Source organism: Methyloversatilis universalis FAM5, assembly GCF_000214035.2.
GTDB classification, from domain to species: Bacteria; Pseudomonadota; Gammaproteobacteria; order Burkholderiales; family Rhodocyclaceae; genus Methyloversatilis; species Methyloversatilis universalis.
Genome location: NZ_AFHG01000053.1, coordinates 147,128 through 164,483 on the forward strand (window position 1 = coordinate 147,128; position 17,356 = coordinate 164,483).

The 17,356-nt window shown below is 68.7% G+C and carries 13 protein-coding genes and 1 tRNA gene; 8 read left to right on the top strand and 6 right to left on the bottom strand.

The features are described 5' to 3' along the window. Positions 1-2 precede the first annotated feature (2 nt). From METUNV1_RS14710 to METUNV1_RS14730, 5 genes are all read left to right on the top strand, one after another. Positions 3-506: a TlpA disulfide reductase family protein gene (locus METUNV1_RS14710; protein WP_193374317.1), complete on the top strand. Its 504-nt coding sequence runs from the start codon at positions 3-5 to the stop codon at positions 504-506. Positions 507-557: 51 nt separating this feature from the next. After that, entirely contained in the window at positions 558-1,784 is a 1,227-nt protein-coding gene (locus METUNV1_RS14715; protein WP_008063133.1) for an efflux RND transporter periplasmic adaptor subunit, read from the top strand. Positions 1,785-1,792: 8 nt separating this feature from the next. Then, positions 1,793-3,016, top strand: a complete 1,224-nt coding sequence (locus tag METUNV1_RS14720) for an ABC transporter permease (protein ID WP_008063135.1) — start codon at positions 1,793-1,795, stop codon at positions 3,014-3,016. Further along, positions 3,013-3,705: an ABC transporter ATP-binding protein gene (locus tag METUNV1_RS14725; RefSeq protein ID WP_008063137.1), complete on the top strand. Its 693-nt coding sequence runs from the start codon at positions 3,013-3,015 to the stop codon at positions 3,703-3,705. Before METUNV1_RS14720 ends, METUNV1_RS14725 begins: the two co-directional genes overlap by 4 nt. A gap of 64 nt (positions 3,706-3,769) precedes the next feature. Then, positions 3,770-5,803: a site-specific recombinase gene (locus METUNV1_RS14730; RefSeq protein ID WP_008063139.1), complete on the top strand. Its 2,034-nt coding sequence runs from the start codon at positions 3,770-3,772 to the stop codon at positions 5,801-5,803. Between the two features lie 3 nt (positions 5,804-5,806). On the opposite strand, the gene METUNV1_RS14735 is transcribed toward METUNV1_RS14730, so the two are convergent. The 4 genes from METUNV1_RS14735 to METUNV1_RS14750 form a co-directional block, all read right to left on the bottom strand. After that, on the bottom strand, positions 5,807-6,871 hold the full coding sequence (locus METUNV1_RS14735) for an NYN domain-containing protein (RefSeq protein ID WP_232416316.1): 1,065 nt from the start codon (positions 6,869-6,871) through the stop codon (positions 5,807-5,809). A 219-nt stretch (positions 6,872-7,090) separates the two neighbouring features. Next, positions 7,091-8,098, bottom strand: coding sequence for a DUF6976 family protein (locus tag METUNV1_RS14740; RefSeq protein ID WP_008063141.1), 1,008 nt, complete (start codon positions 8,096-8,098; stop codon positions 7,091-7,093). A gap of 19 nt (positions 8,099-8,117) precedes the next feature. After that, complete coding sequence (locus tag METUNV1_RS14745) at positions 8,118-8,855, bottom strand: hypothetical protein (RefSeq protein WP_008063142.1); 738 nt, start codon at positions 8,853-8,855, stop codon at positions 8,118-8,120. 238 nt (positions 8,856-9,093) lie between these two features. Further along, positions 9,094-9,178: transfer RNA gene (locus METUNV1_RS14750), tRNA-Leu, on the bottom strand. Positions 9,179-9,279: 101 nt separating this feature from the next. Between METUNV1_RS14750 and METUNV1_RS14755 the strand changes: the two genes are divergently transcribed. Together METUNV1_RS14755 and METUNV1_RS14760 are read left to right on the top strand one after the other, a co-directional pair. After that, complete coding sequence (locus METUNV1_RS14755) at positions 9,280-11,019, top strand: ABC transporter transmembrane domain-containing protein (RefSeq protein ID WP_008063143.1); 1,740 nt, start codon at positions 9,280-9,282, stop codon at positions 11,017-11,019. Positions 11,020-11,098: 79 nt separating this feature from the next. After that, the gene (locus tag METUNV1_RS14760) at positions 11,099-12,349 is read left to right on the top strand and encodes an OmpP1/FadL family transporter (protein WP_008063144.1); all 1,251 of its coding nucleotides are present in this window, start codon (positions 11,099-11,101) and stop codon (positions 12,347-12,349) included. Between the two features lie 46 nt (positions 12,350-12,395). Here METUNV1_RS14760 and METUNV1_RS14765 read toward each other — a convergent pair whose 3' ends face one another. Next, complete coding sequence (locus METUNV1_RS14765) at positions 12,396-13,682, bottom strand: GGDEF domain-containing protein (RefSeq protein WP_008063145.1); 1,287 nt, start codon at positions 13,680-13,682, stop codon at positions 12,396-12,398. A 112-nt stretch (positions 13,683-13,794) separates the two neighbouring features. After that, positions 13,795-15,177 (bottom strand): cation:proton antiporter, encoded by a 1,383-nt coding sequence (locus METUNV1_RS14770; protein WP_232416315.1) that lies wholly within the window; start codon positions 15,175-15,177, stop codon positions 13,795-13,797. Positions 15,178-15,670: 493 nt separating this feature from the next. On the opposite strand from METUNV1_RS14770, the gene METUNV1_RS14775 reads away from it, so the two are divergent. Then, positions 15,671-17,347: an alkaline phosphatase D family protein gene (locus METUNV1_RS14775; RefSeq protein WP_008063150.1), complete on the top strand. Its 1,677-nt coding sequence runs from the start codon at positions 15,671-15,673 to the stop codon at positions 17,345-17,347. The last annotated feature ends 9 nt before the right edge of the window (positions 17,348-17,356 follow it).

The following is a 17,356-nucleotide window of genomic DNA, read 5'->3' on the forward strand; positions in this document are numbered from 1 at the left end:
TTATGAATCGCAAATGGGTATCGCCGTTAGTGCTGGTCGCGCTGATCGCCGTCGTGTGGCTGCTGCGCGGAAGCGGGCATCCGGAACAGGTGCCTCCGGTCAGGATCGCGCTGCTGGACGGCGGCACGCTTGATCTGGGTCAGCCGGACGGCCGGGTGCGTCTGGTGAACTTCTGGTCCACCTCCTGCGGCCCCTGCATCCGGGGCATGCCGGGGCTGGCGGACACCCATCGCCGCTACGCCGGCCGCGGCTTCGAAGTGGTGGCGGTGGCCATGTCCTACGACGCCCCGGTGCAGGTACAGGCCTTTGCCCAGCGCGAAAGATTGCCGTTTCGCGTAGGCTTCGACCCGGTCGCCGAAGCCGACCACGGTTTCGGCGGCATCCGCGCCACGCCCACCAGCTTTCTGGTGGACCGCGATGGCCGCATCGTCAAACGCATCATCGGCAACCCAGATCACCGGCAACTCGACGCCCTGATCGATACACTGCTCGCGCCCCGGTCCTGACCGACGCTCACGTTCCGCTTACGCCTCCGCACCTTCCTGCCGATTTCCCCGATGAAAACCCGTCACCTGATCGCACTGCTGCTGGCCGCGGCAGTGCTGGCTGCATGGCTGCTCTGGCCGCGCGGCGTCCCTGTCGATGTCGTGAAAGTCGAACGTTCGCCGCTCACCCAGAGCGTGGTGGCGACCGGTCGTGTCGCCACGCCGTCGCGCATCGAACTGGGCACCCAGGTCACCGCCATCATCGACGCGGTGGCAGTGCGGGAGGGCGCGCGGGTGCAGGCCGGCGACGCGCTGGTAAAACTGCGGGCCACCGACGCCGACGCGGCGATCGAACAGGCGCGCTCGCAGATCGCCGAAGCGCAGGCGCGCTTCACCCAGCTCGACGCGGTCGGCCTGCCGGTGGCCGAGCAGGCGGTGAAACAGGCGGAAGCCAATCTGCGCGTGGCGGAAGCCGAGTACCAGCGGGCACAGGCGCTGGTGGCGCAGCAGTTCTACTCACCGTCGAAGCTGGATGAAGCCGCGCGCCAGCTCGACAACGCGCGCGCCCAGCTGCGCACCGCGCAGGCCCAGCGCGACGCCAACACGCCGCGCGGTGCCGAGCGCGCCACCGCCCAGGCGCGGCTGGCCCAGGCCACCGCCGCGCTCGATACCGCGCGCGCGAAACGCGATCTGCTCACGCTGCGCGCACCGGTCGATGCGCTGGTGATCGCACGCGACGCCGAACCGGGGGACGTGGCCCAGGCCGGCCGCGCGCTGCTCACGCTGGCCGAGAACGGCGAAACCCGCATCCACGCCACGCTGGACGAAAAGAATCTGCGCTACCTGCAGCTCGACGCGCACGCGCAGGCGGTCGCCGACGCCTTCCCCGGCCAGTCCTTCGACGCGGTCGTGTATTACCTGTCGCCGGCCATCGACGCCCAGCGCGGCACGGTGGAGGTGCGCCTGCGGGTACCGGCGCCGCCGGCTTTCCTGCGGCCTGACATGACGGTGTCGGTCGAAGTGGTGATCGGCCGCAAGCCGACCGCCCTGTCGCTGCCGCTGGAAGCGGTCCGCGACGTCGATGGCACGACTCCCTGGGTGCTGCTCGCGCGCGACGGCAATGCGGTCCGGGTGCCGGTGAAGATCGGCCTGCGCGGCGTCGGCCGGGTCGAAATCACCGACGGGCTGAACGAAGGCGAAGTCGCCATCCTGCCGGCGGGCGGTGCGGTCGATGGCGACCACATCCGCCTCAAGCCGCCGCGCGGCGCGCCCGGCCCGACGCCCAACCTCGGCCGCTGAACACGCCCATGGCACGGCCCAAGCTACCGTTCGAATTCCTGGTGGCGCTGCGCTTCCTGCGCGAGGGGCGCATGCAGACCGCGCTCATCCTGCTCGGCGTAACCGGCGGCGTGGCGGTCATCGTGTTCCTGTCGCAGCTCATTTCGCAGCTCCAGGCCACCATCATCGACCGCGTGCTCGGCAGTCAGGCGCATGTGGTGATGCGGCCGCTGGAAGAAGCCAACCAGCGCGCGCTGAACGACCCGGCCAGCATCGCGGTGATCGAGCCGCGCGCGCAGCGCCTGCGTTCGATCGACCAGTGGGAGGCGATGGTGAAGCTGGCCGAAGCGCAGCCGCGGGTGGTGGCGGTGTCGCCGGTGGTGAGCGGGCCGGCCTTCGCGCTGCGCGGGCGCGCCAGCAAGTCGGTAGCACTGATGGGCGTGGATGCCGACCGCTACCGGCGCATCGTGAAAATGGACGGCTACATGACGCGCGGCACCTTCCATGTCGAGGGCACCAACGCCATCATCGGCATCGAACTGGCCAAGGATCTGGGCGTCACCGTGGGCGACAAGGTGTTCGTGCGCGCGGCGGGCGGGCGGGACGAACTGCTGCAGATCACCGGTCTGTTCGACATCGGCAACAAGGACCTGAACCGGCGCTGGGTGTTCACCACGATGAAGCTGGCGCAGTCGCTGCTGGATCTGCCGGGCGGCGTGTCCAACATCGACATCACGGTGACCGACATTTTCGACGCGCAGGACGTGAGCGAGCGGCTGCAGGCCGGCAGCGGCCTGACCGTCGACAGCTGGATGACCACCAACTCGCAGCTGCTGGCCGCACTGCGCAACCAGACGGTGTCGAACAACCTGATCCGCAGCTTCGTCATCGTCATCGTGGCGCTCGGCATATCGAGCGTGCTGGTGGTGAGCGTGGTGCAGAAGCAGAAGGAGATCGGCATCCTGCGCGCGATGGGCACCAGCTCCAACCGCATCATGGGTATCTTCCTGCTGCAGGGCGGGCTGGTAGGCTTCACCGGCGCGCTGGCCGGGGTCGGTCTGGCCTGGGGGCTGCTGCAGTTCTTCTCATCGGTCTATCGCACCGGCGATGGCGCACCGCTGTTCCAGCCGCAGCTCGACACCGGCATCGCGCTGTCGGCCGCGCTGATCGCGCTGGTGGTGGGCGTGCTGGCGGCGCTGATTCCGGCGCGGCGCGCGGCCAAGATGGACCCGGTACAGGCGATCAGGGCATGACAGCCATCGTTTCGCTGCGCGGCCTGCGCAAGTCGTACGGGGTGGGTACGCCGGTGGAAACCGAGGTGCTGCATGGCATCGACATCGAACTGGCCGAGGGCGAGTTCTGCGCGCTGATCGGCCCCAGCGGCTCCGGCAAGAGCACGCTGCTGAACCTGATCGGTCTGCTGGAGCGCCCGACTTCCGGCGACCTGGCGATCGCCGGCAGCGAAACCGCCGGCCTGAAGGAACAGGCGCTCACCGTGCTGCGCGGCCGTCATATCGGCTTCGTATTCCAGTTCCATCATCTGCTGCCGGCCTTCACCGCGCTGGAGAACGTGATGATGCCGTCCATCATCGAACAGGGCGTGGCCACCGCCGATGCGGAAGCCATCTCGCGCGACCTGCTGCTGCGGGTCGGGCTCAAGGGGCACGAGCACAAGAAGGCCAACCAGCTGTCCGGCGGCCAGCAGCAGCGGGTGGCCATCGCCCGTGCGCTGTCGCGCTCGCCGCGTCTCATCCTCGCGGACGAACCGACCGGCAATCTGGACACCCACACCGCCGACGACATCTTCGCGCTGCTGCGCGAATTCAACCGCGAACGCGGCAGCGCCTGCCTCATCGTCACCCACGATCCGCGACTGGCGGCGCGCTGCGACCGTCGCATCGAACTGGTCGACGGCCGGGTGGCGCACGTATCCTCCGCCTGAGCGTCCGGGGAACCGGACCGCCTGTTCAGCGTTCAACTCCCCTCCTTCAGCACCGGTTCCGCCTATGACGACACACAGCACCGCCTACGTCGCCGAACTGACGGCACTGCTCGAAGACCTGTCCCGCCATGCCGGCGACACCGGCGGCGAAACGCTGGCCCGGCTGATCGCGCTGATCCGCCCGGCCGGACGAGAAACACATGAAGTCGCCGAATCGCGCTTCCGCGCGCTGCTGCGGCTGCTGGCCGCGCGCCCGGAGCTGGCGGCCGCACTCGGTCAGCATCTGAACGCGGTGCTGGCGGCGCGCATGCACCGCACGCTGTATTCCGAATCCGGCGTGCTGGCCAATCAGGGCTTCTTCAGCGGACTGGGCAGCCGACTGCTCGGCCGCATGCTGCCGCCGGCGGTGGACCGCGATTTCCTGCGCAGCCTGTTCAGCGAAATCTTCGACGACGCGCAGGATGGTGAATGGATGAGCGCGCTGCCGCGCGAAGACTGGCTGCTGCTGCTCGACACGCTGGACGTGGAGGGCGAGCGCTTCGCCGACGCGCGCCGGCAGTGCCGCCACGAACTGTTCGAAGCGATGCGCATGGCCTCGCACCGGCTCGCCGCACTCGGCATGGAACAGGCGCTGCTGCGCTACCTGCCTTCGCTGGCGCGGCACGAATCGCCCTTCCTCGCACAGAGCGACGAAGTGCGCGCCTTCATCGACCGCCATGCCCACAGCAAGGAACCCGCGTCACACGACGGCCACCTCGAGGTGCTGCTGGACCAGTGCATGAGCTATGTCGATACGATACGGCGCCGCTCGCGCGAGGCCGGCGTCGGCGTAAACCTGGTATTCGTGCTGGCGCGCATCGAACAGATCGTCGAACGGCTGCGCCTGCTGCGCACGCTGGTGGAGCCGGCGCCGGAAGACGACGCCCCCACCGTGCGGGCGCGCGCAATCGACTTCTTCCTCGGTCTGGTGCGGCAGGAGAACCGCCGGCACAGCGTACGCGACCTCTTCCAGGGCACGACGCAGCTGCTGGCACGTCGCGTCACCGAACAGGCGAGCAAGTCGGGCGAGCACTACGTGACCGAATCACGCGGCGAGTTCTTCGGCATGTTCCGGGCGGCCGCCGGCGCCGGCCTGATCATCGGCAGCATGGCGATGATCAAGATACTGAGCGCCAAGCTCGGCCTGCCCCCGGTGTGGGAGGCGGTGGCCTACAGCCTGAATTACGGTCTCGGCTTCGTGCTGGTGCACATCCTGCACCTGACCATCGCCACCAAGCAGCCGGCGATGACCGCCGCCACGCTGGCGGCGGCACTCGATGGCAAGCAGAACCGCGAAGCACGGCTGAACGTGCTGGCCGACCTCGCGGCCCAGGTCAGCCGCACACAATGGATATCGATCGCCGGCAACGTGTCGATCGGCTTCCTGACCGCGCTGGCCATCGTCATGGTGGGCGGCCAGTTCTTCGGCTGGCATCCGGTGGACCCGGTCAAGGGCGCCCACCTGCTGCACGACCTGCACCCCTGGCAGAGCCTGGCGCTGGTGCACGCGGCGATCGCCGGCGTCTATCTGTTCCTGAGCGGCCTCATTTCCGGCTACTACGACAACCAGTCGCTGTATCACCGGGTACCGGAGCGGCTGCGCCGGGTGAAATGGCTGAAGAGCCTGCTGGGCGAGGCGCGGCTGGGCCGGCTGGCCGACTATGTCGAACACAACCTCGGCGCGCTGATGGGGAATTTCCTGTTCGGCTGCATGCTGGGCTGCACCCCGATCATCGGCCAGCTGCTGGGCCTTCCGCTGGACATCCGGCACGTGGCCTTCGCTTCGGCCAATCTGGCCTACGGCCTGCACGCGCTGGATTTCGATCTGGCCTGGCAGACCATCGCGATCAGCGCGCTGGGCGTCGCTCTGGTCGGCCTGACCAACCTCATGGTGAGCTTCAGTCTCGCGATGAAGACCGCGCTGCGCTCGCGCGGCATCGGGCCGGAGGACACCCGCGGCCTGTCGGTGAAGCTGGCACGCCGCTTCCTGAGCCGGCCGCGCGACTTCTTCTGGCCGCCGAAGCCGGCGGCCGTACCGACGACCACGACGACCGGCTGAACCTCAGCCGGCCGGGGTATCCGCGGCCGGTTTGCGCGCGCGACTGCGGCGCGGCGCGCGGCTGCGGGGCGGCTTGGCTTCGCCGCTCTCGGCGGCCGGTGCGGGCGCGGCGGGCTCGGCGGCATCCACCGCTTCGGCCGACGCCGGTGCGGCGGCTTCGGCCACCGGCTTGGTCTTGCGCGGCGTGCGGCTGCGGCGCGACTTGGCGGCAGGGGCTTCGGCCGCCGGCAGATCGTTGGCCGCCTCGCTGCCGGCTTCGGGCAGCGCTTCCGGCAGGGGCTCTGGCAGCAGTTCGAGCTGCTTGTCCGCCGCACGCTCGATCAGCTGCACCTGGGCCTGACCGTTGTCGCCCTTGTGCAGACGGAACAGTTCCGGATGGCTTTCCAGCAGGCCGGACAGGCTGGCGTGGCCATAATCCTTGTGGCTGAAGCCCGGTTCGAACTGGCGCACGATCTGGCCGACCCGGCCGATGCCGGCCCAGCCGCTGTCCTCGTCGGTGGCCGAACGGATGCCCTGTGACAGCAGTTCGAGAATCTGCGCGTCCGGCTGGCGGTTGCGCGGCTTGCGCGACTGTTCGTTGCGCGCCGGCGCGGCCGTCGGCTTTTTCTTCTGCGCCGACAGCGGCGGCGCGGCGCGCATGTCGTCGGTGAATACGAATTCCTCACAGGCGCGCTGGAAGGCCACTGGCGTGGTGCGGCGGCCGACGCCCATCACGAACAGACCGCTTTCCTGGATGCGGCGGGCCAGCGAGGTGAAGTCGGAATCGCTGGACACGATGCAGAAGCCATCGACCAGGCCGGAATGCAGCAGGTCCATGGCGTCGATGATCATCGCGCTGTCGGTGGCGTTCTTGCCGCCGACGATGCGGAACTGCTGGATCGGCCGGATCGAGTGATCGAGCAGATAGGCCTTCCAGCTGGTCATGTTGGGCGAGGTCCAGTCGCCGTAGATGCGGCGTACCGTCACCCGGCCGCGCGAGGCGGCGGCCAGCAGCACCGGCTGGATCAGCGAGGGCTGGGCGTTGTCGGCATCGATGACCAGCGCGAGCCGGCGCGATTGCGAATTCATGTCGTTCATGTGAAGCAGGGTATGCGGTGTGAAAGCGCTGATGCTACGCCAGTCACCCCGCGACCGGGCACTCGCCTTTTGGGAAGATTCCGCATCCGGGCGCCGGACTGCTGACGGATGATCGCGCAAGGCGCTTGACCGCCGCGCGGCGGCAGCCATCCGTCACCCGAACCGGGCGCCGCTCCGGCGAGAGGCGCCCGGCAGGGGCCGGCGAACGGCTCAGCCTTCGATGGTGAGATACACCAGCGTCTGGTTCAGCAGCTGGTAAGCCACTTCGCCGAAGGTCATCGGGCCCAGCATGGCCGGCACGCGCTTGCCCTCCAGTTCGCTGTACAGATAGTTCAGCACGCAGTTGCAGCTGAAGCCGATCGGCCCGGTCTGCGCCGGCAGCGATGCATGGAAGGCGCTCACGTAATCGGGCACCGGCGCGGCGAAGCGGTACTCGATGTCGTCGAATACCGGGGCGTAGAAATCCACCGTGCCCTTGGCGGCATCGACCGCCTTGATGCTCACGTTGATCATGGCGCCGCTGTAATCGGCCACCAGCGGCAGCTTGGTGTCGATCGCGCGCGAAGCGACGTACTGCGCGAAGTTGCCCGGCTGATCGTTGATCAGACAGTCCGATGCGCTGAAACCCTTGGCCGGGAAGCGGATGCGGTCGCCCTCGCCCTGGGTGAACAGGTTGATGATGTCGATCTGCGCGTACTTGGTTTCCGGCAGCGGCACATGCATCACCAGCGCGCGCTCGCCGTCGAATTCCAGCGTTTCGCCATTCACCACCAGCGGGCTGGCGCGGCCGAGGTCGGCCAGATGAATGCCGGAAATCCAGCCCACCAGCGGCTTGATGTACATGTCCTCATAGCCCGGCGCATTGCGCGCGAACAGCGAATGCACCGCCGAGAACGCCGGCATGACGATGATGGAGAAGCCGTTGTCCGGGCCGTCGGCACACACGCGCTCGAGGCTGATCGGGTCGTAGAAGCGGATTTCAGGCGCGCCGCCGAGCACCGGCACCGCAGCGACATAGAGCTGGTCGCGCGTGGTGACGCCACCGTCCTGCCCCATGAAATAGGGAATGGTGCCGCCAATCCAGTGGCCGCGCGGCAGCTGGCGCAGCAGCGCCTCGTCGCCGGCGATGCTGTAGTGGCCGCCTGCGCGGATGAGGGCCGTCGCTTCGGACAGCCCCATCATGCGTCCGCTCAGGGCGGACGGGTGCTGAGTCGTCATCGGGAGTGGTCCGGTATGTTCAGTGCGTGCGCAGCTGCGCCAGTTCGTGACCGAGCATGCGGGCGTTCTTGACGAAGTAGCGGTGCAGCTCGCGCAGCTTGAGCATGCGCACCTCGTCGTCGGTGATCACTTCCATCTGGCTGCGCAGACGGGTCATCAGCAGCTTCAGGCTGAGTGCGCGGATGTCGATGTCACGCCGCCCTTCGATCAGCTGCAGCCACACCGGGTCGGCGACATCAGGTACGTCGTCATCGGACGCAGCGGACGCCGGTGCCGCCGCGTCGCCGGCCACCGCCGCCTGCGCGGCTGCAGCCACCCGGGCCGGATCGGTGATCGCGGTCTTGCCCTGGTCGAGCGCGAACTTGAACTTCCACAGTTCCTGCAGAGGAATGCCGGTGATGGCGCAGATGCCGTTCAGCGATACGCCCTCGTTGAACAGCGCGAATACCTGTTTGGAAAGCGCCTGCGAGAAGGGCATGTCGGCCGGCCCGGCCCAGGGCAGGGCGCTCAGATCAGCGCTGGCGGGCGCCAGCACATGCAGGTGGCAGCGCCACCCCGCGAGATCGATGTGACGCCAGACCCGTTCAGCGCCCTCCTGATCGGCCTGCTTGCGACCCAGGCCGAACCATCCGCGTTGAACTTCAAGGCCTATCCATGCATCGACCCGCCTCGCACCCGGATCGAATCGGAAGTCACGTACCGTCCACGGTTCGTTCAATTGCAGCAAGCGCCCGAGCAGGGCCTTGTCCAGCGCCATCGTCGTCTCCTTCTCCGACCTTGTCCGCCTCCTGCTCGTAGTCAGGAAGTCGTTGGTTGATAGAGTGGCTGGGAATTGCGACGCGCATAGTAACAAAGCGCAGGACGCCGGACAGGGCGTGCTGCACGCGGCCGCAAAGAGACGACAACGGATGAAATCTGGATTTCTGAACCGGGGAACCCGGATTGCCCGCACCGGAGAGCCCGGTGAGGCAGTACCTTGAACGGTACGGAAGGTGTGGTGCGCGGAGAGAGACTCGAACTCTCACGCCTTGCGGCACTGCCCCCTCAAGACAGCGCGTCTACCAATTTCGCCACCCGCGCACTTGGGTAGGGGCGCGAATATACCTGAAAAAGGATGACTTTGCGTGACTGAATCGAGAATAGAAGGCACCCGGCCCGACCTGAAGCGGATACGGCAGGTGATGTGGGCGCTGATACGCCCGCATCGCGGCCGGCTGCTGCTGGCTGCGCTCGGCCTGATGCTGGCCGCGGGCTCGGCCCTGGCGCTCGGCCAGGGCCTGCGCACCGTGATCGATCGCGGCTTTGCCGCCGCCGATCCGCAGTGGCTGGACCGCGCGCTGGCCGCGACGCTGGGCCTGGTGCTGCTGCTGGCGGCCGCAACCTGGCTGCGCTTCTACAACGTGTCCTGGCTGGGCGAGCGGGTGGCGGCTGACCTGAGGACGAAGGTATATGCCCACCTGCTGTCGCTGCCGCCGTCCTTCTTCGAAGCCGGGCGCACCGGCGACGTCATTTCAAGGCTGACCAACGACACCGCACAGATCGAGAACACGGTCGGTTCGACGCTGTCGATCGCGCTGCGCAACACGCTGCTGCTGATCGGCGGGCTGGTCATGCTGGCGCTGACCAGTGGCCGGCTCACGCTGCTGGTGCTGGCCGGCGTGCCGCTGGTGGTGGCCCCCATCGTGCTGTTCGGCCGCCGCGTACGCGGCCTGTCGCGCGAGCGGCAGGCACGGTTGGCGGATCTGGGTACCCACATCGACGAAACGGTTCATGCCATCCGTATCGTGCAGGCCAGCAATCACGAGGACGCGGACCGCAGCCACTTCGCGGAACTGGTCGAGCGCAGCTTCGCCACCGGCGTGCGCCGCTACCGGCATACCGCGGTGATGATCGTGATGGTCATCCTGCTGGTGTTCGGCTCGGTCGCCCTCATCCTGTGGGTGGGCGGCCACGACGTGCTGGACGGCCGGCTGTCGGCCGGCGAACTGTCGGCCTTCGTGTTCTATGCCGCCATCGTGGCCAGTTCGGTCGGCGCACTGGCCGAGGTGTGGGGCGAACTGCAGCGCGCGGCGGGGGCCACCGAACGGCTGATCGAACTGCTGGACACGCGGCCGGCGATCGCCGCGCCGGCCGCCCCCTTGCCGATGCCCTCGCCCGCGCGCGGCGACATCGCCTTCCGCAGCGTGCGCTTCTGCTACCCCAGCCGCCCGGACAGCCCGGCACTGGACCGCTTCGACCTCGACGTGCGCGCCGGCGAAACGGTGGCGCTGGTCGGCCCTTCGGGCGCCGGCAAATCCACGCTGTTCCAGCTGCTGCTGCGCTTCTACGATCCGCAGTCCGGCACAGTCGAGATCGACGGCGTACCGCTGCACTGCACCGACCCGGCCGTACTGCGCGCCCGCATCGCGCTGGTTCCGCAGGAAGCGGTCATCTTCGCCGCCAGCGTGGCGGACAACGTGCGTTACGCGCGGCCGGACGCGAGCGACGACGAAGTGCGCGCCGCCTGCAAGGCGGCCTTTGCCGATGCCTTCATCCGCGACCTGCCCGGTGGATACGACAGCCCGCTGGGCGAGCGCGGCGTGCGCCTCTCGGGTGGCCAGCGCCAGCGCATCGCCATCGCCCGCGCCATCCTGGCCGACCGGCCCATCCTGCTGCTGGACGAAGCCACCTCGGCGCTCGACGCCGAAAGCGAACGCATGGTGCAGGCCGCACTGGAACCGCTGATGGCCAGCCGTACCACGCTGGTGGTGGCGCACCGGCTGTCGACCGTGCAGCGCGCCGACCGCATCGTCGTGCTCGACCACGGCCACGCGGTGGAATCCGGCACCCATGCCGAACTGATGGCGCGTGGCGGGCTGTATGCGCAACTGGCACGGCTCCAGTTCATCGACACAGGCCCACAACGCATCGGAGAAAGCTGAAGAGCTCAGCAGGAAATATTGGTTGGGCCGGTGAGCGCCGCTTCGTAAGCTCCGCGTTCCCGTCGATACCGATACGATCATGACGCTGCGACACCTGCTGTCCTTTCCCCTGCTCGCCGCACTCGCCGCAGCGCCCGCCTTCGCCACCAACGGTTACCTGCAGCACGGCTACGGCGTGAAGTCGCAGGGCATGGCCGGCGTGGGCATCGCGCTGCCGCAGGACGGACTGCCGGCCGCCACCAATCCGGCGGGTACCGCCTTCGTCGGCAACCGGATCGACGTCGGCGCGGTGTGGTTCCGGCCCAGTCGCGGCGCCGAGATCTCCGGCAACGGCGCAGGTCTGGACGGCCGCTACGATGGCAACGACACGCGCAATTTCTTCATTCCCGAGCTGGGCTATGTGCGTCAGTTCGGCGGCGACTACGCCTTCGGTGTCGCGGTCTATGGCAATGGCGGCATGAACACCGACTACCGCCGCAACCCCTTCCGCAGCTTCGGCGCGCAGGGCAATGCCGGCATCGATCTGGCACAGGTTTTCGTGTCGCCGTCGCTGGCCTGGCGCATCACGCCGGATCACGCGGTCGGGGTGGCGGTGAACCTGGCCTGGCAGCAGTTCAAGGCCAAGGGCATACAGCCTTTCGCGGGCTTCTCCGCCGCTCCCGGCAATGTGTCGGATCAGGGACGCGACGACGCCACCGGCTGGGGCCTGCGCCTGGGCTACACCGGCCGGCTGTCGCCGACGCTGACCGTGGGCCTGACCTGGGCGTCCAAGACGCGCATGGGCGACTTCGACAAGTACCGCGGACTGTTCGCCGAAGGCGGCGGCTTCGACGTGCCCGAGAACTACGGCGCCGGCCTCGCCTGGCAGGCCACCCGTGCGCTCACGCTGGCGGCCGACGTGCAGCGCATCGAATACAGCGGCGTGCCTTCGGTCGGCCGCACGCTGGCGCCGCTGTTCGCCGGCAACCCGCTCGGTTCAAACGACGGTCCGGGTTTCGGCTGGCGCGACGTGACGGTGTGGAAGCTCGGCGCAGGCTACGAGTGGAGCGATAACCTGACGCTGCGCGCCGGCTACAGCCACGTGTCGGCACCGGTCCCGTCCGGCCAGACGCTGCTCAACATCCTGGCACCGGGCGTGGTGCGCGACCACGCGAGCATCGGTGCGACCTGGAAAACCGCTGGCGGCGAACTGAGTCTGTCCTACACCCGCGCCTTCCGCGAAACCGTGCGCGGCAGCGCTTCAATTCCGGCCGTACCCTTCGGCGGCGGCGAGGCGGACGTGCATCTGAGCGAACACATTCTCGGCATCGCCTGGGGGCGCGCGCTCTGAGCGGCTGAGCCGTGTGGCGCCCGAGCGGGCGTCTTCAGCGCCGTCCTCAGCGCCTTCTTTTCGCCGCGTACATCGCCGCATCCGCGGTCAGCAGCAGTTCCTTGGTGCCGTCCCCGTCCTCGGGCCAGTGGGCGACGCCGATGCTGGCGCTGACTTCCAGCTCACGCCCCTCGACCACGAAGGGCGGTCGCAGGGCTTCGCCGATCTTGTCGGCCACGTGGGCCGCATCGGCCGCCTGGGTCAGATCGCCCAGCAGCACCACGAATTCATCGCCACCGAGGCGCGCGACCGTGTCGGCGTCGCGCACCGCGCGGCGCAGCCGCTGCGCGATTTCCTGCAGCAGCTGATCGCCGGCGGCGTGACCCAGCGTGTCGTTCACGTCCTTGAAGCGGTTCAGATCGAGATAGAGCAGCGCCAGCCGGCCACGGGCGCGGCGGGCGACCGCGATGGCGGTGTCGATGCGATCGTGCAGCAGCGCCCGGTTGGGCAGGCCGGTCAGCGCGTCGTACTGCGCCATGCGACGCAGCCGCGTCTGCAGGCGCATGCGTTCGAGCGCGGTGGCGATCTGGGTGGCCACGAAGTGCAGCAGGTCGCGGTCGCGCACGGCAAACAGCGGCCCGCCGGCACGGCGCTTCAGCGCAATCGCGCCCAGCCTGTCGTCGGCTGACGAGAGCGGTGCGCCCAGCCACTGTTCGCCGTCGTCGAGCGCACGCATTTCCGGTTCGCCGCGACGCACGATGTCCTCGCAGAATTCCAGACAGCGCGCCGGCAGGGCATCAGCAGGCAGCCCCTGGGCATCGGCGGCATAGGCAATGTTGAGCGCGCCATCGGTGTCGTTGCGCACCGCGACCATGGCGCGGTCCGCCGGCAGCAGGTCGGCCACGATGCGGTGGGCCAGCGCCAGCAGTTCGAACGGATCGGTCGCCACATGCGCCGCTTCCGACATGGCGTACATCGCGGTCTGCATCGACTCCGCACGCTTGCGGGCGGTGATGTCGTGCGCGACCGCCACCCGCACCTGCTCGTTCTCCGACCAGCGCGCCGACCACATGACGTGGACCACGCGCCCGTCCTTGCGCACGTAGCGGTTCTCGAAACTGAGCTTGGGCTCGCCGGACATGATTTCGGCCGCGGCACGCAGCGTGCGCTCACGGTCCTCGGGCAGCACGTATTCGATCATCGCGCGGCCCACCACTTCGTCGCAGCGGTAGCCGAAGATGCGCTCGAATGCGGCACTGACGAAAAGGAAATGGCCCTCTCGGTCGACGACGCAGACCGCGTCGAGCAACAGATCCATCACCGCTTCAAGGGGGGCACTGCGTTGTATGTCCATGACCGGGAAAATACCGCGCGAAGACAGCGCGGCAGCGGCATTGTCGGTCAAATTGAGCAAACCGGGGCGGCCGGCTGTGCAAAGCCGGGCCCCGGCGCCCGGCGGCGCGGGCCTACACGGCGGCGGGCTGCCCCGCGGACCGGTGTCGCGATGAGGTATCGCCGGCGATCAGTTCGGCCACCGCGGGCCGGGTGCGCAGCAGGTGGGCGAGGAAAAGACCGGCGCCGACCGAGGTCAGCACCGACAGTATGACCAGGCTGGTGTAGGCGACCGGATTCACGATGCCGGCCGAAAAGGCGGTGGCCGCCACCAGCAGGCCGGGCCCGCCGCGCGCATTGACGCTGATCGCCAGCGCATTCGCCATCGGCAGCGGTTCGCGCGCGAACAGACCGCCGATCAGCGCACCGCCGTACTTGACGATGCTGCCGAACAGCAGGATGCCGACCGTGAGACGCCAGTCGAAGTCGCGGATCAGGTCCAGCGACACGCCGATCAGCGCGAAGTAGAGCGGAATGAAGAAGCCCAGGCCGACCGATTCCACCTGCTGCTGCGCCTTCACCACGTCGGCGTGGGTGTTGCGTGACGCCACGATGCCGGCCACCAGCGCGCCGAACATCGGCGCCAGCCCGAGCAGCATGGCGACGCCGGTGGTCACCAGCACCGACGTGAACAGCCAGGCCAGCGGACTGCGCCGGGCGATGAAATTGAAGCGGGCGCAGGCTTCGCCCTCCGGCGTCCGCACCGGCCCGAATCCCCAGGCCGCCACCGCGAGCAGCAGCAGGCTGGCCGCGATGTGCCAGATCACGAACGCGGGTTCCGCCGGGCCGATGCCCAGCCCGGTGAGCACCGACGCATCGCCACCGGCGCTCGCCTGCACCATGCCGAGGGCGATCGACAGCGCGACGTAGAGCAGCACGTCCTCGATCACCGCCACCGACAGCACGATGCGGGCGAGCCGGGTGTGCATGAGGCCGAGGTCGATGAAGATGCGCGCAATGACCGGAATGCTGGTGATGGCCAGCTCGATCAGCAGCACGATCTTGAGCGCCCCCAGATGGCCGGCACTGCCGGCATAGGGGCTGAAATCCACCAGCTCGAACAGCAGCAGGCCGGCGCCTACCGGCACGATGACACCGGTGGCGGCCACCCAGCCGACCGAGCCGGTGTCGTCGCGGGTGAGCAGGCGGCGCAGCTGCAATCCACCGATGAACATGAGCAGCAGCAGGCCTATGGTGCTGCAGAAGCTCAGCACGGTGAGCACCGGCGGCACCGTGCCACCGGTGGCGGGCAGGGCCGGCAGCAGCCAGCCGTGGGCATCCGGCCACAGTCTTTTCAGCACGGTCTGGCCCAGCAGCAGGCCACCGGCCAGTTCGCCCACCATGGGCGGAATGCGCAGGCGCGCGGCGGCATAGCCGCCCAGATGCGCGCAGCTCAGCAGCACGGCCAGCGTGATGATGACGTGGAACAGATCGACCAGACCCAGGTTCAAGGGCATTCCTCCGGACTGCACCGGCTGCAGCCGCCGACCGGAGAGGACCGGATGTCGGCGCCACGGCGGGCGCGGTGCGCACGGACCTCCGGCACACCGATGAATCCAGCCTAGCCGCCGCCCCCATCGTGACGAACGAATCAATGCTTGATTGCTTTTTCGTTACAGAGATATTGAAACGCAGCGAGGGCGCCCGGCGAGCGCCGGCTGCGAGGCAGGGCCGGGCGCAATCCCCGCTGCGGCGCCCGATGTACGCCAGACGCCGATTTCGGCGGGTGCCGGCAGGTTCGCCGGCACCCGGCCAAATGCGGTTCGGCGCGCAGCAAACGACCTGAGGCGCAGCGTGATCCGGATCACGTCGGCACCGGCCGGTGGCGCGGGGCCGATGGGTAGGGATTGATCCGAACGGACCATGCCGGCCGCCGGTTCAGCGGTGCGAACTGTCATCGGCCACCCGGACACTGCGCGGCTTCCGTTTTCACGCACCGCACCGACTCCCATGAGCACGCATCACTCCGGCCGCCGCCGCTTCATCGGCACGCTGGGCGCCGCCGCCCTCGCCACGCCCGTCCTGCTGCACAGCCGTCCGGCCGCCGCCGCGGCCCCCTTCCTGCACGGCATCGCGAGCGGCGACCCGCTGGCGCGCCGGGTCATCCTGTGGACCCGGGTCAGCGCGCCCGGCGACGCCAATCCGCGCGTGAACTGGGAAGTGGCGACCGATGCCGGTTTCTCGCGCGTGGTGCGCAGCGGCCAGTTCCGCACGAATGCCACCCGCGACTTCACCGTGAAGATCGACGTCGACGGTCTCAGCCCGGACACCCGCTACCACTACCGCTTCACGTACGCCGGCCAGCGCTCGCCGGTGGGCCGCACTCGCACGCTGCCCGAAGGCGCGGTCGATCAGGTGAAGCTGGCAGTGTTCTCCTGCTCCAACTTCCCGGCCGGCTATTTCCACGCCTATGCCGAAGCGGCGCGCATGGACGACCTGCACGCCGCGCTGCACCTCGGCGACTACATGTACGAATACGGCCGCGGCGGCTACGCCAGCGACGATGCCGCCGCGCTCGGCCGCGAAGTGCTGCCGGCCGGCGAGTGCATCACGCTGGCCGACTACCGCACCCGCCACGCGCTCTATCGCAGCGACGCCGGCCTGCAGGCGCTGACCGCGTCGCTGCCGCTGATTCCGGTGTGGGACGACCACGAGGTGTGCAACAACACCTATGTGAGCGGCGCCGCCAACCACACGCCGGCCACCGAAGGCGACTACTCGACCCGACGCAACGCCGCGCTGAAGGCCTATCACGAGTGGCTGCCGGTGCGCACGCCGGACACCAGCGACCTGCGCCGCATCTACCGCTCCTTCGACTTCGGCGACCTGCTGTCGCTGCACATGCTGGAAACCCGCCTGCTGGCGCGTACCGAACAGCTGTCCTTCGGTGACTTCGTCGGCCCGGACGGCATCGATGCCAATGCGCTGCGCGCCGCGATGGGCGCCTCTTCGCGCCAGATGCTGGGCAGCGAACAGCAGGCCTGGCTGGAGTCGCGGCTGGAAGCGTCCACCGCCACCTGGCAGGTGCTGGGCCAGCAGGTGCTGATGGCGCGCGCCGAAATTCCGGCCGCCATCGCGCTGGACCAGATTTCGATCTCGAACTGGATCGCGCTGAACGAGAAGGCCGCGACCCGCCCGGACGATCTCACCCGCGCCGAGCGCTACGTGCTGAACCAGCCGGCCATCCCGCGCAGCACCGACGCCTGGGACGGCTACGCCGCCGCCCGCGAGGCGGTGTATGCCGCCGCCCGCCGGCTGGACAAGAACCTGGTGGTGGTGGCCGGCGACACCCACAACGCGTGGGCCAGCGATCTGGTCGATGCCGACGGCCACCGCATCGGCGTCGAGTTCGCCACGCCCGGCGTGTCTTCGCCCGGCATGGAAGTGACCCGCCGCACCGACGCGCCGGAAGTGGTGGCGCAGTGGATGGTCGACGCCATACCCGACCTCAAGTACGCCGAAACCGGCCACCGCGGCTTCCTGGTGCTCACCGCCACCCGCGACGAATGCCGCGCCACCTGGCATTTCGTCAGCACCGTGAAATCGCGCAGCTACACGCTCAGCGAAGGCGCCACGCTGCGCACCCTGCCGGGCAGCGCACACCGCGCGCTGCTGCCGCTCGCCTGACCCCCCAGA

Excerpts from the sequence above, each read along its gene's own strand:
- METUNV1_RS14755 (WP_008063143.1), top strand. The coding sequence starts at position 9,280 with ATGTGGGCGCTGATACGCCCGCATCGCGGCCGGCTGCTGCTGGCTGCG.
- METUNV1_RS14735 (WP_232416316.1), bottom strand. The coding sequence starts at position 6,871 with ATGAATTCGCAATCGCGCCGGCTCGCGCTGGTCATCGATGCCGACAAC.
- METUNV1_RS14730 (WP_008063139.1), top strand. The coding sequence starts at position 3,770 with ATGACGACACACAGCACCGCCTACGTCGCCGAACTGACGGCACTGCTC.
- METUNV1_RS14740 (WP_008063141.1), bottom strand. The coding sequence starts at position 8,098 with ATGACGACTCAGCACCCGTCCGCCCTGAGCGGACGCATGATGGGGCTG.
- METUNV1_RS14745 (WP_008063142.1), bottom strand. The coding sequence starts at position 8,855 with ATGGCGCTGGACAAGGCCCTGCTCGGGCGCTTGCTGCAATTGAACGAA.
- METUNV1_RS14760 (WP_008063144.1), top strand. The coding sequence starts at position 11,099 with ATGACGCTGCGACACCTGCTGTCCTTTCCCCTGCTCGCCGCACTCGCC.
- METUNV1_RS14770 (WP_232416315.1), bottom strand. The coding sequence starts at position 15,177 with ATGCCCTTGAACCTGGGTCTGGTCGATCTGTTCCACGTCATCATCACG.
- METUNV1_RS14765 (WP_008063145.1), bottom strand. The coding sequence starts at position 13,682 with ATGGACATACAACGCAGTGCCCCCCTTGAAGCGGTGATGGATCTGTTG.
- METUNV1_RS14725 (WP_008063137.1), top strand. The coding sequence starts at position 3,013 with ATGACAGCCATCGTTTCGCTGCGCGGCCTGCGCAAGTCGTACGGGGTG.
- METUNV1_RS14720 (WP_008063135.1), top strand. The coding sequence starts at position 1,793 with ATGGCACGGCCCAAGCTACCGTTCGAATTCCTGGTGGCGCTGCGCTTC.
- METUNV1_RS14710 (WP_193374317.1), top strand. The coding sequence starts at position 3 with ATGAATCGCAAATGGGTATCGCCGTTAGTGCTGGTCGCGCTGATCGCC.
- METUNV1_RS14715 (WP_008063133.1), top strand. The coding sequence starts at position 558 with ATGAAAACCCGTCACCTGATCGCACTGCTGCTGGCCGCGGCAGTGCTG.
- METUNV1_RS14775 (WP_008063150.1), top strand. The coding sequence starts at position 15,671 with ATGAGCACGCATCACTCCGGCCGCCGCCGCTTCATCGGCACGCTGGGC.